This window comes from Nonomuraea sp. NPDC059194 (assembly GCF_042754765.1).
Classification (GTDB): domain Bacteria; phylum Actinomycetota; class Actinomycetes; order Streptosporangiales; family Streptosporangiaceae; genus Nonomuraea.
The window spans coordinates 104,413-120,375 of sequence record NZ_JBHZBH010000024.1 but is presented as its reverse complement, the minus strand read 5'-3'; the positions used below and the strand labels follow the sequence as shown (position 1 = coordinate 120,375).

Genomic DNA, 15,963 nt, shown 5'->3' with positions numbered 1-15,963 from the left:
TCAAGCCTGAACGAGACGGCGTCAGGGGACCGCCTCACCGTTCGTGGTCCGCGGCGTGGTCCTCGTCGAAGATGCCGGCGGCGGAGATCACGATGCGCGGGTCGGGGACGCCCACCACGTTGTCGTCCCTGTCGTCGTAGCCGAACCGGCTCAGCACGTGGCGCATGGCCTCCAGCCTGGCGCGCTTCTTGTCGTTGCTCTTGATGACGGTCCAGGGGGCGGCCTCGGTGTCGGTGTGCAGGAACATGTCCTCCTTCGCCCTGGTGTAGTCGTCCCACTTGTTGAGCGAGGCCAGGTCCATCGGCGACAGCTTCCACTGCCTGACCGGGTCGACCTGGCGGATGATGAACCGGGTGCGCTGCTCGGCGCGCGACACCGAGAACCACAGCTTGACCAGGTGGAGTCCCGACTCGACGAGCAACTGCTCGAGCCGGGGAGCCTGCTCGATGAACTCCCGGTACTCCTGCTCGGTGCAGAAACCCATCACCCGCTCGACGCCGGCGCGGTTGTACCAGGACCGGTCGAACAGCACCATCTCGCCCGCGGCCGGCAGGTGGGCGATGTAGCGCTGGAAGTACCACTGGTTGCGTTCGCGCTCGCTGGGTTTCTCCAGCGCGACGACCGTGGCGCCGCGCGGGTTGAGGTGTTCCATGAACCGTTTGATGGTGCCGCCCTTGCCGGCGGCGTCGCGTCCCTCGAACAGCACCACGAGCCGCAGACCTGTCCGCTTGATCCAGTACTGCAGCTTGAGCAGCTCGATCTGCAGCAGCCGCTTGTCGTGCTCGTACTCCGAGCGCGGCAGGCGGGAGGGGTAGGGGTAGTGCTGGCGCCAGGTGTCGACCGGGCTGCCGTCGGCACGCAGCAGCACCGGATCGTCGTCCTCGCGATCGTCGACCCACAGCCCGGGCGTGGCGTCGAGCAGCTCGCCGTGCCCGGCCGCGGCGTGGAGATCGAACACGACCCGAGGCCGCCGCTGCGAGCCGCTCATGTGGCGGCGCCGGCGAAGATGGTGTCCATATTGTCCCCATTCACAACCGCGGCGTCCTCTAACCTCCGGTGGTGGAATTCACCCGACGCTAGGCTTCCTCCATGATCGTCTGGTTGAACGGCACTTTCGGCGCGGGCAAGACGACCACCGCGGGTGAGATCGTCAAGATCATTCCCGATGCGCGGATCTTCGACTCCGAGCACGTGGGCTTCCTGCTCCGCTATGTCGAGGGACTGCCCAAGGTCAAGAATTTCCAGGAATGGCCGCCGTGGCGCGCACTTGTCGTACAGACCGCCGTTCAGCTGCTCGACTACGTCGGCGGAGTGCTCGTCATCCCGCAGACGGTCCTGACCGAGGAGTACTGGACGGAGATCCGCACCGGACTGGAGAAGGAGGACATCCCGCTCCTTCACGTCGTGCTGCACACCGACGAGGACGAGCTCACCCGGCGCATCGAGACCGACACCGTCGAGACAGGCGCCCGCCAGTGGCGGCTCGACCACCTCGCGGCCTACCGCGACGCGTTGCCGTGGCTGACCCGCGAAGCCGAGGTCGTCGACACGACCGGGATCCCGCCGATGCAGGTCGCCCAGACCATCGCCGCCCAGCTCCCCGCCGCCCAGCTAGCCACTGGTCTGACTCTCGCCACTCAGACTCTCGCCGGTCGGCCCCCCGCCGGTCAGCTCCCCGCCGCTCAGCCTCCCGCCGCTCAGCCTCTCGCCGGTCGGCCCCCCGCCGGGGGCTCAGGTGGCTGAGCCTTCGGGCCGCCGGTAGCGGAGGAGGACGACGCCGTTGCCGAAGGTCCTGGTCTCGGCCAGGCGCAGCTCGATCCTGGTGTCCGACGGCTGGAACAGGGGCTTGCCCCGCCCGATGAGGACCGGGTGGACGTACATCCTGAGCTCGTCCACCAGGCCCAGCCGCAGGAAGGTCGCGCCGAGGTCGGCGCCGCCGAGCACCATGTCGCCACCGGGCTGCGCCTTGAGCGCCATGACCTCTTCGGGGACGACGTCCCTGACCACGGTGGTGTTCCAGTCGGCCTTCTCCAGGGTCCTGGAGTACGCGATCTTCGGCATGTCCCGCCAGATGCGCGCGAACTCGACCATGGGCGCCGTGCTCGACGGGTCCTGGTCGGCCGTCGGCCAGAACTCGGCCATCAGCTCATAGGTGACGCGACCGTGGAGGAAGGCGCCCATGGTCGATCCCCTGATCCGCCCTCCGAACACCTTGGAGGCGGTGCGGGCCGCGTGGGAGTCCACAAATCCCGTCATATGCCAGCAACCGGCATGGTTGATCCGCTAGATATATGCCCATGCACAAATACGCACTACATGCATCCGGAACAGTGGCCGAAAGGCGGACGTGGGGATGCTGAGTAGGCGGAGATTCCTCCAGGCCGGCGCCGCTACGGTGCCGGCCATCGCATTCGGCGCCACTGCCCCCCGCGCGGCCCTCGCCGCGACCGTGGAGACCTCGGGGGTGGCGCCCGCCGCGCTCGCCGGGTTCGACAGGGTGCTGAAGACCTACATCGTCGAACGCGGCATCTCCTGCGCCCAACTGGCCATCTCCAAGAACGGCAAGCTCGTGCTAGCCAGGGGATACCGCTACTCCGACGACGGCAGGTCCCTTCCCGCGGTGACGCCCACCTCGCTGTTCCGCATCGCCAGCCTGAGCAAGCACATCACCGCCACGGCGATCATGCGGCTGGCGCAGGACGGCAAGCTCAGCCTGACGGCGTCGGTCGCCACCCTGCTGGGGTTGCCGACCGAGGCCGACGCACGGCTGGCGAAGGTGACGGTGTGGCGGCTGCTGCAGCACACCGGAGGCTGGGACCGCGAAATCTCCGGCGACTACCTCTACATGGACCACCCCATCGCCAAGGCGCTCGGCGTCCCGCTGCCGATCACCCAGGACCACATCATCCGGTACGCCAACAGCCGCCCGCTCGACTTCGAGCCCGGCACGAGGTACGGCTACAGCAACTACGGCTACATGCTGCTCGGGCGGATCATCGAGAAGGTCTCGGGGATGAGCTACGAGTCCTACGTCAGGCAGCGGATCCTGGCGCCCGTCGGCATCACCCGCCTGCGGCTCGGCCGTACCCTCCGATCACAGGCCGCGCCCGGCGAGGTGATCTACGAGTCCGACGCCACCGCCACGACCGTCGTCGACGCGTCGGGCGCGGTGGTGCCGCGGCCGTACGGCGGGTTCAGCATGACCAACCGCGGGCCCGGCGGCGGATGGCTGGCCTCGGCGGTCGACCTGGTGCGGTTCGCGAAGGTGCTCGACGCGCCGGGAGCGGTGCTGAACGCGACCTCCATCAACAGGATGCTCGCCAAGCCGGAGACCGGACCCACCCCCGACGGGGCCTGGTACGGCGCAGGGTGGTGGGTGCGCCAGGTGTCCGGCCACCTCAACACCTGGCACAACGGATCCCTGCCCGGCACCTACACCTACCTCGCCCGGCTGCAGAACGGCTTCACCTACGCCGCCCTGTTCAACAGGGGTGAGGAAAGCGGGTCGCTCGACTTCGACGTGCTCAGCCCGCGGATCAACGCCGAGATCGGCAAGGTGACCACCTGGCCGACCACGGACCTCAGCCCCCGCTACTTCTGACACTCAGTGAACGCCGCCAGGCCGGAACTTTCCGGCCTGGCGGCACGAAAGCCTGACCCGGGGTACGGGCGGCATCGCCCATCAAGCCGAAGGGCCGTCCTCCGCCTGGGATGGTTACGCAGCGTGGCGGCAGGATACGTAGAGCCGTATGCGAGGCACGGCCGAGCCGCCGGCGAAGAGACTGCGGACGCCGCGCGCCGCGGGTGCGGCCGGGATCCTGTCGGCCCTGCTGCTGGGCGGCGCCATGGTCCTGGTGCGGCTGGCGATACCCACTCACCCGCTCGACACCGCCGCCTATCTAGCCGACACCTCCAGCCACCAGGCCCTGCGGGTGGCGCTGGTGCTGCTGCCGTACGGCGGGATCTTCTTCCTGTGGTTCGTGGGCGCGCTGCGCGACTCCATCGGCGCGCGTGAGGACAGGTTCTTCGCGACGGTCTTCCTCGGCGCGGGCCTGCTGTACGTGGCGCTGCTGCTGGTCTTCGGCGCCACGGCCCGCGCCTATCTGGACGCGATCGGCGCGATGAGGGACGCACGCCAGGCGGGCGACTTCCACCACTACGGGCGCTACCTGACGATCTCCCTGCTCACCGAGTACGCGCCGCGCATGGCCGCCGTGTTCACGCTGACGGCCACGACCATCGGGGCCCGCCTCGGCATCTTCCCCCGCTGGCTCACCGTGCTCGGCTATCTCGTCGGACTGGTGCTCCTGCTGGTCGTCAGCACGGTCGCCTGGTCGGAGCTGCTGTTCCCGGTCTGGGTCCTGGTCGTCGGCTGCTTCCTGCTCACCTTCCACCGCCGCCGGGAATGACCGCGAAAATACCCAATCCATGACTTTCCCTCGCTTATCGCCGACACAGAGTCGGGTACGGAGGTGACAGATCGGCCTGGCGGCGTGTGCCGCCCCAGATCGACGGGGGTGTGGTTGTGAGAGTTGTCGTTGATCTCACGCGCTGCCAGGGGTACGGCCAGTGCGCCTTCCTGGCGCCGGACGTCTTCATGATGCACGGCCAGGAAGCGCTCATGTACGACCCCGACCCCGACGACGCCCAGCGGGAGCGGGTCCTGCAGGCCGCCGCGGCCTGTCCGGTCCAGGCCCTCCACGTCGACAGGATGGCCACCCAGCACAGGACGAAGGACCCCGAACTCAGCCACCCCACCACGCACGGCGACGACGCGTTCAAACGCGACGGCCACATCGTCATCGTCGGCGCCTCCCTGGCCGGCGGCCGGGCCGCGGGCGTGCTGCGACGGGACGGCTTCAAGGGCAGGCTGACGCTGATCGGCGACGAGCCGCACGAGCCGTACGACCGGCCGCCGCTGTCCAAACAGGTGCTGACCGGCAAGATCCCGGTCGAGCACACCACGCTGCCCCGCCTGCGCGAGATCGAGGTCGAATGGCTGGCGGGCACCCCCGCGACAGGCCTGGACCTGGCCGCCAAGCAGGTACGGCTGGCCGACGGCAGGCAGATCGACTTCGACAAGGTGCTGATCGCCACCGGCGTGCGGGCCAGGCCGTGGCCGAACGAGCAGGAGGCCGCGCTCGACGGGGTGTACGTTTTGCGCACGCTCGACGAGGCGCACCGGATCAGGGAACGGCTGGCCGCGGGTGCCAGCCGGGTGCTGATCATCGGGGCCGGGTTCACCGGATCGGAGGTCGCCTCGGTCTGCCGCGACCTCGGCCTGGAGGTGACCGTCGTCGAAAGGGGTCCGGCGCCGCTCGTCGGCGCGCTCGGCAAGGTGATCGGCGACATCGCCGCCGACATGCAGCGCGAGGCCGGCGTGGACCTGCGTTGCGGAGTCAAGGTCGAGGCGCTGGAAGGAGACGCGGACGGCCGGCTGGCCGGGGCGAGGCTGTCGGACGGCACCACGGTCGAGGCCGACATGGCGGTGGTCGCGCTCGGCGCGATCCGCAACATCGAGTGGCTGGAAGGCTCCGGCCTGGCAGCAGGCCCCTGGGGGGTGGCCACCGACGCCGGCTGCCGTGCCGTCGACATCAACGGCCTGGTCACCGACGACGTCTTCGTCGCCGGTGACGTGGCCCGCTTCCCGCACCCGGTCTACCACTACCAGTTCATGGCGCTCGAACACTGGGGCAACGCCGTCGCCCAGGCCGAGATCGCCGCCCACAACATGCTCAGCGACCAGGCGCACCGCTGGCCGCACCTGTCGCTGCCGGTCTTCTGGTCCAACCAGTTCGGCGTCAACATCAAGTCGGTCGGCGTGCCGACCATCGCCGACGAGCTCGTGATCGCGCAGGGCTCGGTGCGGGAGCGCCGCTTCGTCGCCGTCTACGGCTACCGGGGCAGGATCACCGCCGCGGTCACCTTCGACCAGGCGATGTGGCTGGACTTCTACCGCGACCTCATCCAGCGGGCGGCGCCGTTCCCGCCCGACTTCCCCATGGTCGGCAGGCCCGACGGGCTGCGCCCCGTCCCCGCCGAGGTGCCGCAGCGGCTGGCTCCCGCCGAGGGCGCGACCGTGGTGGTGACCGGCCACGACCCGGCCGAGCGCCGCGTCACTCTCGTACAGCACCAGTAGCGACGATCAGACAGGGGAGGCACCTTCGTGGAGCCGGCACGCATCTACGAGCAGATCCACCAGTTCGCCAACCGGGCGGACCCGTACACGCTGTACGCCGAGCTCCGCAAGACTCCCGTGGTGAAGCTGGAGGACGGCAGCTACGTCGTCAGCACCTACGAGGACATCGTCTCGCTGCTGCACGACCCGCGCGTCAGCTCGGACAAACGGAAGCTGGCCCACCCGCCGCCCGCCGATCCGATGCCGCCCTCCTTCATCGGCACCGACCCGCCCGAGCACGACCGGCTCAGGCGGCTGGCGATGCGTCACTTCGGGCCGCCGCACTCGCCGCTCGTGGTCGAGAACATGCGCGGGGAGCTGCATGAGATCGTCAAGGAGCTGATCGACGGCCTCGCCGACAGGACGCGGGCCGACCTCGTCGACGACGTCGCCTACCCGTTCCCCGTCACGGTCATCTGCCGTCTGCTCGGCGTGCCGCGTGAGGACGAGTCGCGCTTCCACAGCTGGGCGGACGAGATCGTCGAGACTCTCGGCGTCGGCGAGGGCAGCGTGGAGGAGCGGGCCGAGCGCCGTAAGGCCGCCCTGCTCGCGCTGGGTGGCTACCTGGGCGAGCTCGCCCGGTCCCGCCGCGAGAATCCACGCGACGACCTGCTGTCGGGGCTGGTCACCGGCGAGGGTCCCGACGGATCCATGTCGGAGATCGAGGTCCTCACGACCGCCACCCTCCTGCTGATCGCCGGGCACGAGACCACGGTCAACCTGATCACCAACGGCATGCTGACCCTGCTGCGCAACCCCGGGCTGCTCGAACGGCTGCGCGACGAGCCCGACCTGGTCATCGGCGCCGTGGAGGAACTGCTGCGCTTCGAGCCGCCGGTGCAGTTCCTGCCGCAGCGCTGCGCCCTCGACGACATCACGGTCGCGGGCGTCACCATTCCCAAGGGGTCGAGCATCGCCCTGGCCCTCGCCTCGGGCAGCCGCGACCCCGCCCACGTGCACGACCCCGACCGGTTCGATCCGGACCGGCCGTACATCCAGCACCTCGGCTTCGGCGGGGGGATCCACAGCTGCTTCGGCGCTCCGCTGGCCCGCCTGGAGGCCCAGGTCGCGCTGCGCCAGCTCGCCAAGCGCCTGGTGAACCCCCGCCTGGTCGCTGACCCGCCGCCCTACCGCACGAGCTCGACACTGCGCGGCCCCCGCCACCTGGCCATCGAGTACGACAGCGTCCTGCCGTATCAGGGGCCCTGACGGGCGGCCGTGAGCGAGGCGTGGGTCGGCGCGTCGGGCACGTCGGCCATCTCCTTGCGCAGCACGGGGATGACCTCCTCGCCGAGGAGGTCCAGCTGTTCGAGCGTCGTCTTCAGCGGCATCCCCCAGCCGTCCACGAAGAACAGCAGCCGCTGGTAGTCGCCGAAGTGCTCGCGGAAGGTCAGCGTCTTGTCGATGATCTCCTGCGGGCTGCCGACCGCGAGCGGGGTCTCGGCCATGACCTCCTCCATCGACGGCCCGTGGCCGAGCACGGGGGAGTTGTCGAAGTAGGGACGGAACTCCCGGATGGCGTCTTGGGAGTTCTTGCGGATGAACACCTGCCCGCCGATGCCGACGACGGCCTGTTCGGGCGTGCCGTGGCCGTAGTGGGCGTACCGCGTGCGGTACAGGGCGATGAGCCGCTGGAAGTGCTCCTTGGGCCAGAAGATGTTGTTGGCGAAGAACCCGTCGCCGTAGTAGGCGGCCTGCTCGGCGATCTCGGGGCTGCGGATCGAGCCGTGCCACACGAACGGCGGCACGCCGTCCAGCGGCCGGGGGGTGGAGGTGAAGCCCTGCAGCGGGGTGCGGAAGCGGCCCTCCCAGTCCACGACCTCCTCCCGCCACAGGCGCCGCAGCAGCGCGTAGTTCTCGATGGCCAGCGGGATGCCGTCGCGGACGTCCTTGCCGAACCAGGGATAGACAGGGCCGGTGTTGCCCCTGCCCATCATCAGGTCCACCCGGCCGTCGGCCAGGTGTTGCAGCATGGCGTAGTCCTCGGCGATCTTCACGGGGTCGTTCGTGGTGATCAGCGTCGTGGCGGTGGACAGCAGCAGCCGCTCGGTCCTGGCCGCGATGTAGCCGAGCAGCGTCGTCGGCGAGGAGGGCACGAAGGGCGGGTTGTGGTGCTCGCCGGTCGCGAACACGTCCAGCCCCACCTCCTCCGCCTTGAGCGCGACCGTCACCATCGCGGCGATCCGCTCGCGTTCGGTCGGCATCGCGCCGCTGACCGGGTCGGCGTAGAGGTCGCCGACGTCGAAGATCCCGAACTGCATGATCAAACCTCCAGCAGGAGTGACACGATGGCAGGCCCGAAAGCGGCGCCGAGCAGGTAGGCCAGGTTGAACAGGCCGATCGCGGCCGGCCGGTGCGCCTGCGACACCGACGAGGTGGCCCGCACGGCGAGCACGCCCTGGCCCGAGGCGGCCGCGATCGAGGCGGCGGCCTGGGCGACCAGCAGAACCGGCGGCCAGTCGCCGATCGCGACCGCGACGGGCGCGGCCCCGCCGAGGACGGCGAGCGCCCCGATGACCAGTCCGGGGCGAACGCGGGCCGACGCCGCGACGACGAACCACGACAGCGTGCCGCCGAGCAGCAGCGGCCACACCATGGCCATTCCGATCTGGCCGGCCGTCCAGTGCGGCGCCAGCCGTACCGGCAGCGCGTACATCAGCGCGAAGTTGCCCACGGCCAGCGCGAACGCCAGCCCGCAGGAGAGCATGAAGCGGGGCGTGCGGACCAGGACGGCAGGCACGAAGCCGTCCGGCCTGGCCCTGATCCAGAGGGCGAGCGGCACCCCCGCGACCAGCGCGCCCGCCGCCGCGACCAGCGGCTGGTGGGGGAGGAAGACCAGCGCCGTCACCATCGTGGTCAGGAGCGCGGCGCCGGCCGCGTCGAAGGGGTACGGCTCGGCAGGCCGCGGCGGCGCGCTGCGGGCCACGGCGGGTACGGCCAGCACCGCGAGCGCGGGCAGCGCGAGCGCGACCTGCCACGACAGCAGGTCGGCGACCAGCGAACCGGCCAGCGGCGCGACCGAGCCGACCACGGCGAGGGACGCCGTCGCCAGACCCATCCGCCGCGGCGAGTCCGCGAGGTTCATCGCGGTGCCGGTCATTCCCGCGGCGCCCAGCGCCTGCGCCGCGCTGCCGGCGACGAGCATGGGCAGGGCGGGGACGGCGACGACCAGGGCCGCCCCCACCACAAGGAACAGGGCGCAGACCGCCAGCGCGGCCCGCGTGCCCCGGTGCCCGAGCAGCCGGGACATCAGCGGCGTCCCGACCGCGATGCCCCAGCCGAACGCGGTGACCACCCAGGTCGCCGAACCGGTCGGCACGCCGAGGTCCCGCGCCGCGTCGTCGAGGATGAGCGCGGGCCCTGCGATGCCGAAGGACATCGGCCCGGCCAGCAGCGCCAGCCAGAACGCGGGCAGCCGGGCGTGCCTGACCGGTTCGCCGAGCAGCCCGGTGCTCACTGCTCCAGCCTCGGGTAGTCGGTGTAGCCCTGGTGGTCGCCGCCATAGAACGTCGCGGGATCGACCGGGTTGTAGGGTCCGCCCGCCCTGACGCGCTCGACGAGGTCGGGATTGGCCAGCCAGAACCTGGCGAGGGTGACCGCGTCGGCCAGGCCCTCGCGCAGGGCCGCGGCGGCGTAGTCAGGGGTGGACTGCTGCTCGCCCGCGTAGGGGTTGAGGACCAGCGTGCCGGGCCACGCGGCGCGAATCCGCTGGGTGAGCTCCCTGTCCCACTCCATGATGTGCAGGTAGGCCGGCTCGATGGGCGCCAGCGCCTCGACCAGCGCGTCGTACAGCTCGGCGGAGTCCCGCTCGCGGATGCCGTTGTTGGGGTTGCGGGGCGAGATCCGCAGGCCCACCCGCTCGGGGCCGATCGCGTCGCTGACCGCCGCGACGACCTCGACGGCGAAGCGGATCCTGTTGGCGATCGACCCGCCGTAGGCGTCGGTGCGGGCGTTGGCGCTGCCGCACAGGAACTGGTGGATCAGGAAGCCGTTCGCGCCGTGCAACTCCACGCCGTCGAAACCGGCCTCGATGGCGTTGCGGGCGGCGGCGACGAAGTCCCCGACGGTGGCGGCGATGTCGGCCTCGCTCAGCTCCCGCGGCGTCGGGTGGTCCAGCAGGCCGTCGGCGGTGTAGATCTGCTCACCTGACGCGATCGCGGACGGCGCCACCGGCAGCGCGTCGTCCGGATACAGGCAGGGGTGGCCGACCCGGCCGGAGTGCATCAACTGCGCGAAGATCCGCCCGCCGCGGTCGTGGACGGCGTCGGTCACCCGCCGCCAGGCCGCCACCTGCTCAGGTGAGTGGAGCCCCGGCGTGCCGATGAAGCCCTGGCCGATCACGGACGGCTGGATGCCCTCCGTGATGATCAGCCCCGCCCCCGCACGCTGCGCGTAGTACTCCGCCGCCAGCTCGGTCACCAGCCCGCCGACGGCGCGGCTGCGGGTCATCGGCGCCATGAACAGGCGGTTGGGCAGATCCAGCTTGCCCACGGTCACCGGCTCGAAAAACTCGTTCATCAGATCCTCTTCTTCACGGCGAATCGGTACGCCACGAAGGTAGGAGCGAAGCGTTCTCGCCCGAATCAGTAAGGTCTACTGGTCTGGTTACGTAGGCGGGGGGCGGGATTCGTGCTGTACGGCAGGGCCGTCGAGCAGGCGGCGCTGGAGGAGCTGGTGAGGGCGGCCCGCGACAGCCGCAGCGGCGCCCTCGTGCTGCGTGGCGAGGCGGGCATCGGCAAGACCGCGCTGCTCGACTGGATCGACCGTGAGGCGTCGGCGACGGGCGTGCGCGTCATGCGGATCACCGGCATCGAGCCCGAGGCCGACCTGCCCTTCGCCGGTCTGGCCCAGCTGCTGTGGCCGGTGCAGGACCAGCTCGACGCGCTGCCCGAGCCGCAGGCCGCCGCGTTGCGGGCGGTGCTGGGCACGGTTTCCGCGCCGGCGGCCGACCGGTTCCTGACGGGCCTGGCCGTCCTCACCCTCCTGGCCGACCTGGCCGAGCGCGGCCCCGTGCTGTGCCTGGTCGACAGCGCCGAATGGCTCGACCGGGCCAGCGCCGACGCGCTGCTGTTCGCGGCCAGGCGGCTGGCCGCCGAGGGCGTCGCGATGGTGTTCGCCACGCGGGAGGAGGGCCTGACCGCCCCGGGGCTGACCGAGCTGCGGCCCTCCAGGCTGGCCGCGGACGACGCGACCCTGCTGCTCACCACGCACGGGCTCGCGCCGGCCATGCGCGAGCAGGTCATCGTCGAGTCCGCGGGCAATCCGCTGGCGCTCATCGAGTTCGCCGCCGCGCAGCCGGGCAACCCGACGGGGGCCGTGCACCTGCGGGTGGCCGACCGGGTGCTGGCCTCCTTCCGCGACCAGATCGGCGCGCTGCCCGAGCGGACGCGGCTGATGCTGCTGATCGCGGCCGCCGAGGGCCGCGGCGACCTGCCGCTGCTGCTGCGGTCCGGTCAGCTGATGGGCGTCGGCCTCGAGGACCTGGAGGAGGCCGAACGGGCCGGGCTGGTCCGCGAGGACGAAGGCCGTCTCGTCTTCCGCCATCCGCTGATCGCCACCGCCGCCTACCAGGGAGCGCCGCTGGCCAGGCGCGTCGCCGTACACCGGGCCATGCTCGAGCTCGCTCCCTCGCCGGAATGCCGCGCCCAGCATCTGCCCGCCGCGACGGCCGAACCGGACGCGGACGTCGCCGCCGAGCTCGCCGCAGCGGGGGATCGAGCGGCCGGCCGCACCGCGTACACGTCGGCGGCGCGCTTCTACCAGCAGGCGGCCAGGCTCGCCCCCGAGCCCGCCGAGCAGGCCCGGCTGCTGGGGGTGGCGGCGGCCGCCGCCCTGGCGGGCGGGCACGCCGGCCAGGCCGCCGAACTGGCCGAACGATCAGGAGCCACACAGGTGCGCGCCGCCGCGCTCTTCGAGCTCGGCGACGGCAAACAGGCCGCCCAGCTGCTGATCGACGGCGCGGCCACGGCCGAACCCGAGCAGGCCGTCGCCATGCTGCGCACCAGCGCCACCTACGCCTGGTTCTCCTGCGACCCCGACCCAGTGCGTGCGGCGGCCGAGCGGCTGACGGCCATGGGCGCCGACGACCTGATGGTGCGCGGCCTGGCGCACCTGGTCGAGGAGGACTACGCCCACGGACTGCCGGAGCTGGCGCGCTACCTCGCCGGCGCCGACGGCGACGACGCCGCGCGGATGCTGCACAGCGGCGTGATCCTCGGCGCCGACGCCAGCACCCTCGCGCTGGCCGCGGCGGAGGTGACCCGGCTGCGGGAGCACGGGCGCATCGGCTCCCTGCCGCAGGCGCTGCAACTGCTGGCCCAGGTCCAGGTGCGGACAGGACTGCACGGCGACGCCGAGGCGACGGTGGCCGAGGCCGTCGCGATCGCCCGTGACACCGGCCTGGAACAGCGGGTCGCTCTGCTCAACGGCGTGGCGGCGCGGATCGCGGCCATCGAGGGCGACGAGGAGCGCTGCCGGAGGCTGGCCCGTGAGGCGCCGCAGGAGGACAAGGCGACCTGCGACATCGCGCTGTCGCTGCTGGAGCTGGGGACGGGCAGGTACGAGCCGGCGCTGCACCGGCTGGAGACGGCCTGGTCGGGCCCGGGGCGCAACGCCGTGGAGCTCATCGTCGCCGGCGCCGACCAGGTCGAGGCCGCGGTACGACTGGGCTGGCCTGAACGGGCCGCGCAGCCGCTGCGCAGGTTCGAGGACTGGGCGCAGGCCAGTGGCCAGCAGTGGGCCAAGGCGGTCGCACTGCGATGCCGGGCGCTGCTGAGCGACGACGAGGACGACCACCTGCAGGCGTTGCGGCTGCACGAGGGCGCGGGCAGGCCCTTCGAGCGGGCCCGCACCGAGCTGCTCTACGGCGAATGGCTGCGCCGGGCTCGCCGCCGAGCCGACGCCCGCGTGCCGCTGCGCTCGGCGCTGGAGACCTTCGAGCGGCTGCGCGCCGCCCCGTGGGCGGACCGCGCCCGCGCCGAACTGCGGGCGACGGGCGAGTCCGGCGCCACCGCCGCGCAGGCCACCGCGCCGCACCTGCTCGACCGGCTCACCCCCCAGGAGCTCCAGGTGGTACGGCTGGCAGCCGCGGGCCACAGCAGCAGGGAGATCGCGGCACGGCTGTTCCTCGGCGCGCGAACCGTGGAGCACCACCTGTACAAGGCCTATCCCAAACTCGGCGTCACCTCCCGGCGCCAACTGGCCGCCCTCGATCTGGACTAGACGGTGAGCCGTTCGGCGATCTGATACGTCATAGGGACATGAGGATCTGGCGAATCGCGCTCCTACCGGCCCTGCTCCTTTCGCTGAGCACGGGCGTCGCGCCACCGGCCCAGGCGCTCACCCCCAAGACGAAGACGCTGGTCACGCTCTACCGGCAAGGCGGCTTCGCGGGCTTCGACGACCGCGTCACCGTGTACACCAACGGGTGCGCACGCCTGGCACGCCGGACCGGGCCGACCGTGGACAAGTGCCTGACCCCGAAGGAGATGCGGACGCTGCGCGGCCACCTCAAGCGCCTGCGCCTCGGGCGCTCCGAGGCCCAGCCGCAGGGGGCCGACTTCATCAAGTACACGATCGCCTACCGGGGCCACCGCGTCAGCCGCTACACGCTGCCGGCTTCCTGGAGCCCGGTGGTGCGGGATCTGGAGAAGGCGCTCGAGAAGTACTGGGCGCCGGACTGAATCGCCGCATGTTCGAGTATCACGGGTGGGTGACCATCCGCGACACGGCAGGCGTCGAGGACGACGGTGACGGCCGGCTGGAACGGCATGGAGCAGGTCCGCGCCTGCCTGGCCGAGCTGGGCGACTACGGGCTGGTCGACCTGCGCTGGATGAACGGCACGCCGTTCCTGCATCTGGCCGGGCAGCCCAACCGCGACGGCGGGTGGGGTGCGGTGCTCCTCGCGCTGTTCGAGCGGGTCGGACGGATCGCGCCCGGTTCTTACGGGCTGCTCCACGTGTGGGATGACGAGGGCTCCCACCCGAACGGGTTCCGGGTCTTCCGGCTGGCGCGCGGCGAGGTGAGTGAGCACGCCGACCCGCTGCTGTCGCCGGTGATCCCCACCCTGGAGGACCCCTGGCCGACAACACGGCCCCCGGGCGATCCCGGGGGCCGTGAGGGGTGGCCTACGGGGTGACCGGGATGTTGGTCAGGCCCGTCCTGGCGTTGACGACGGTGGTGCCGTAGACCTCGAACTCCCAGAGGGAGTAGCCGTACGGGGTGCCGCGGCTGGTGCCGTACAGACGGATGTGGCGCCCGCTGCCGGTGACGGCGAGGTCGTCGGTCCCGCCGCGCGACAGCAGCCTCTCCCCGCCGGAACCCGTGCTCCTGAGGAACAGCGAGCCCGACGCGTCGGTCATCGAGGCGTTGACCCCGGCTCCGGTGTAGTCGACGGTCTCGTTTCCGGCCCAGCGGGTGTCGGTGCCGGGACGGAAGGCGAGCACCGTCCGGGCCATGCCCGCGCCCCTGAGCACCAGGTAGTCGGCGTCGAGAGCGAGCTGTCTGGTGACGACGATCCGGCCGGGCGGCATCGTGATGGAGGAGAGCCTGGTGTATCCGGCGGTCGGTGTGCACGTCGTCCTGATCGCGTCGATGGCCGACTGGAGGCCGGTGCTGGCGTCGCTGCCGTCGGCGCGCACGCCGTACTGGGCGGCGAGTTCCTGCGGGGTGAGGTGGCAGGCCGCGTCGGGGTGCGCCTCGGCGGGCCCGGGCAGGGCGGCACCGCCCCGGTAGCCTGCCTTGCTCCAGTCGGGCAGGCCGGCGATGGGCGCGCGCCGGTTGGCGCTGGTCAGGCCGGGAATGGCGGAGGAGTCACGTGGGGCGGGCCAGGCCGGTCACCCCCCGGGCTCTCAGGTCGAAGGCGGGCAGCGAGCGACCGCCGGCGCTCAGGACGATCGTCCCCGTCCCGTCGACGCCGCCGACCCTGGCCGCCGCCAGGCCGCGCGAGGTGAAGGCGCGCACGCAGGAGCCGGTGTGATGGGGCTTGCAGGTCAGCAGGAAGGCGTAGCAGGGAAAGCAGGTGCACCACATCGTCAGGGGGACGCCCTCGGGGCGGGGGAGCGCCGCCAGGTCCACGTCGGCGCCGAAGGCCCCCCATTCGAGCAGCATGGCCAGCGATCCGACCAGGCCCGCCATGCTGATGTCCTTGGCCGCCACGGCCAGGCCCTTGTCCGCGATCTCCGGCAGCAGGCGGACATCCCCCGCGAGATCGGAGCCGCGCTCGTCGAAGGAGGGGAAGAACGGGAAGTCGTCCCGCATGGTGCCCTCGACGCAGGCGGCCATGACCAGGTCCTGTCCCGGACGGACGTGGGTGGCCGACAGCAGGGCCCGCGCCGATCCGACGGCGAAGGCGGAGATCGACGGGGCGGTGTCGGAGATCGTGAGATGGCCGCCGACGATCGGGACGTCGTACAGCCGCGAGGCGTAGCGCATGCCCTCCAGGGCCGCGCGAGCGGTGGCCTCGTCCGCGACGACCGTGTCGACGATCCCCACGGGCACCCCGCCCATCGCGGCCACGTCGTTGACGTTGGTCAGCACGGCCGCCACGCCCGCGCCGAAAGGGTCGGCGCGGACGAACGGGGGCCACAGCGCCTCGCCGCAGGCGATGACCGTGGTGCCGCCCACCTCGACGGCGGCGCCGTCGTCGCCGGGACCCGCGATCCATTCGGAGGCGCCGAGCACCTCCGACACCAGCCCGATGGCGCGCTTGGCCATGATCGCCGGACTGCTCGCCACCGCGGCGACGACCTCGTCGAGCTCGGCCATACGGCCACCTCTTGTCGGA

General features: G+C 71.6%; 15 protein-coding genes. 8 read left to right on the top strand and 7 right to left on the bottom strand.

Annotated elements, in window-relative coordinates:
• Positions 1-34: 34 nt before the first annotated feature.
• Positions 35-958 (bottom strand): polyphosphate kinase 2, encoded by a 924-nt coding sequence (gene ppk2 / locus ACFXJ8_RS27265; RefSeq protein WP_379646809.1) that lies wholly within the window; start codon positions 956-958, stop codon positions 35-37.
• A 131-nt stretch (positions 959-1,089) separates the two neighbouring features.
• Between ppk2 and ACFXJ8_RS27260 the strand changes: the two genes are divergently transcribed.
• The gene (locus ACFXJ8_RS27260) at positions 1,090-1,743 is read left to right on the top strand and encodes an ATP-binding protein (RefSeq protein WP_379646808.1); all 654 of its coding nucleotides are present in this window, start codon (positions 1,090-1,092) and stop codon (positions 1,741-1,743) included.
• Here the strand turns inward: ACFXJ8_RS27260 and ACFXJ8_RS27255 are convergent.
• Positions 1,732-2,244: a dihydrofolate reductase family protein gene (locus ACFXJ8_RS27255; RefSeq protein ID WP_379646807.1), complete on the bottom strand. Its 513-nt coding sequence runs from the start codon at positions 2,242-2,244 to the stop codon at positions 1,732-1,734. The genes ACFXJ8_RS27260 and ACFXJ8_RS27255 overlap by 12 nt on opposite strands.
• 109 nt (positions 2,245-2,353) lie before the next feature.
• Here ACFXJ8_RS27255 and ACFXJ8_RS27250 point away from each other — a divergent pair, with 109 nt between their 5' ends.
• The 4 genes from ACFXJ8_RS27250 to ACFXJ8_RS27235 all read left to right on the top strand — a co-directional run bounded on the left by ACFXJ8_RS27250 (position 2,354) and on the right by ACFXJ8_RS27235 (position 7,387).
• A complete protein-coding gene (locus ACFXJ8_RS27250; RefSeq protein ID WP_379646806.1) occupies positions 2,354-3,601 on the top strand; it encodes a serine hydrolase domain-containing protein in 1,248 nt (415 codons plus the stop codon).
• A gap of 148 nt (positions 3,602-3,749) precedes the next feature.
• Complete coding sequence (locus ACFXJ8_RS27245) at positions 3,750-4,409, top strand: hypothetical protein (RefSeq protein WP_379646805.1); 660 nt, start codon at positions 3,750-3,752, stop codon at positions 4,407-4,409.
• A gap of 116 nt (positions 4,410-4,525) precedes the next feature.
• A complete protein-coding gene (locus tag ACFXJ8_RS27240) occupies positions 4,526-6,139 on the top strand; it encodes an FAD-dependent oxidoreductase (protein WP_379646804.1) in 1,614 nt (537 codons plus the stop codon).
• A 27-nt stretch (positions 6,140-6,166) separates the two neighbouring features.
• Entirely contained in the window at positions 6,167-7,387 is a 1,221-nt protein-coding gene (locus ACFXJ8_RS27235; protein ID WP_379646803.1) for a cytochrome P450, read from the top strand.
• Here the strand turns inward: ACFXJ8_RS27235 and ACFXJ8_RS27230 are convergent.
• From ACFXJ8_RS27230 to ACFXJ8_RS27220, 3 genes are read right to left on the bottom strand one after another with little or no spacing between them, the layout of a single operon-like run.
• Complete coding sequence (locus ACFXJ8_RS27230) at positions 7,375-8,439, bottom strand: LLM class flavin-dependent oxidoreductase (protein WP_379646802.1); 1,065 nt, start codon at positions 8,437-8,439, stop codon at positions 7,375-7,377. The genes ACFXJ8_RS27235 and ACFXJ8_RS27230 overlap by 13 nt on opposite strands.
• A gap of 2 nt (positions 8,440-8,441) precedes the next feature.
• Positions 8,442-9,635: an MFS transporter gene (locus tag ACFXJ8_RS27225; protein ID WP_379646801.1), complete on the bottom strand. Its 1,194-nt coding sequence runs from the start codon at positions 9,633-9,635 to the stop codon at positions 8,442-8,444.
• Positions 9,632-10,696, bottom strand: coding sequence for an alkene reductase (locus ACFXJ8_RS27220; protein ID WP_379646800.1), 1,065 nt, complete (start codon positions 10,694-10,696; stop codon positions 9,632-9,634). Before ACFXJ8_RS27220 ends, ACFXJ8_RS27225 begins: the two co-directional genes overlap by 4 nt.
• Positions 10,697-10,807: 111 nt before the next feature.
• Here ACFXJ8_RS27220 and ACFXJ8_RS27215 point away from each other — a divergent pair, with 111 nt between their 5' ends.
• The 3 genes from ACFXJ8_RS27215 to ACFXJ8_RS27205 all read left to right on the top strand — a co-directional run bounded on the left by ACFXJ8_RS27215 (position 10,808) and on the right by ACFXJ8_RS27205 (position 14,316).
• On the top strand, positions 10,808-13,399 hold the full coding sequence (locus ACFXJ8_RS27215; RefSeq protein WP_379646799.1) for an ATP-binding protein: 2,592 nt from the start codon (positions 10,808-10,810) through the stop codon (positions 13,397-13,399).
• 38 nt (positions 13,400-13,437) lie between these two features.
• On the top strand, positions 13,438-13,860 hold the full coding sequence (locus tag ACFXJ8_RS27210) for a hypothetical protein (protein WP_379646798.1): 423 nt from the start codon (positions 13,438-13,440) through the stop codon (positions 13,858-13,860).
• Positions 13,861-13,926: 66 nt separating this feature from the next.
• Positions 13,927-14,316 (top strand): Imm7 family immunity protein, encoded by a 390-nt coding sequence (locus ACFXJ8_RS27205; RefSeq protein WP_379646797.1) that lies wholly within the window; start codon positions 13,927-13,929, stop codon positions 14,314-14,316.
• Here ACFXJ8_RS27205 and ACFXJ8_RS27200 read toward each other — a convergent pair.
• Both ACFXJ8_RS27200 and ACFXJ8_RS27195 read right to left on the bottom strand, forming a co-directional pair.
• A complete protein-coding gene (locus ACFXJ8_RS27200) occupies positions 14,306-14,818 on the bottom strand; it encodes a hypothetical protein (protein WP_379646796.1) in 513 nt (170 codons plus the stop codon). The genes ACFXJ8_RS27205 and ACFXJ8_RS27200 overlap by 11 nt on opposite strands.
• A 172-nt stretch (positions 14,819-14,990) precedes the next feature.
• Positions 14,991-15,944 (bottom strand): AIR synthase related protein, encoded by a 954-nt coding sequence (locus ACFXJ8_RS27195; RefSeq protein ID WP_379646795.1) that lies wholly within the window; start codon positions 15,942-15,944, stop codon positions 14,991-14,993.
• Positions 15,945-15,963 lie beyond the last annotated feature (19 nt).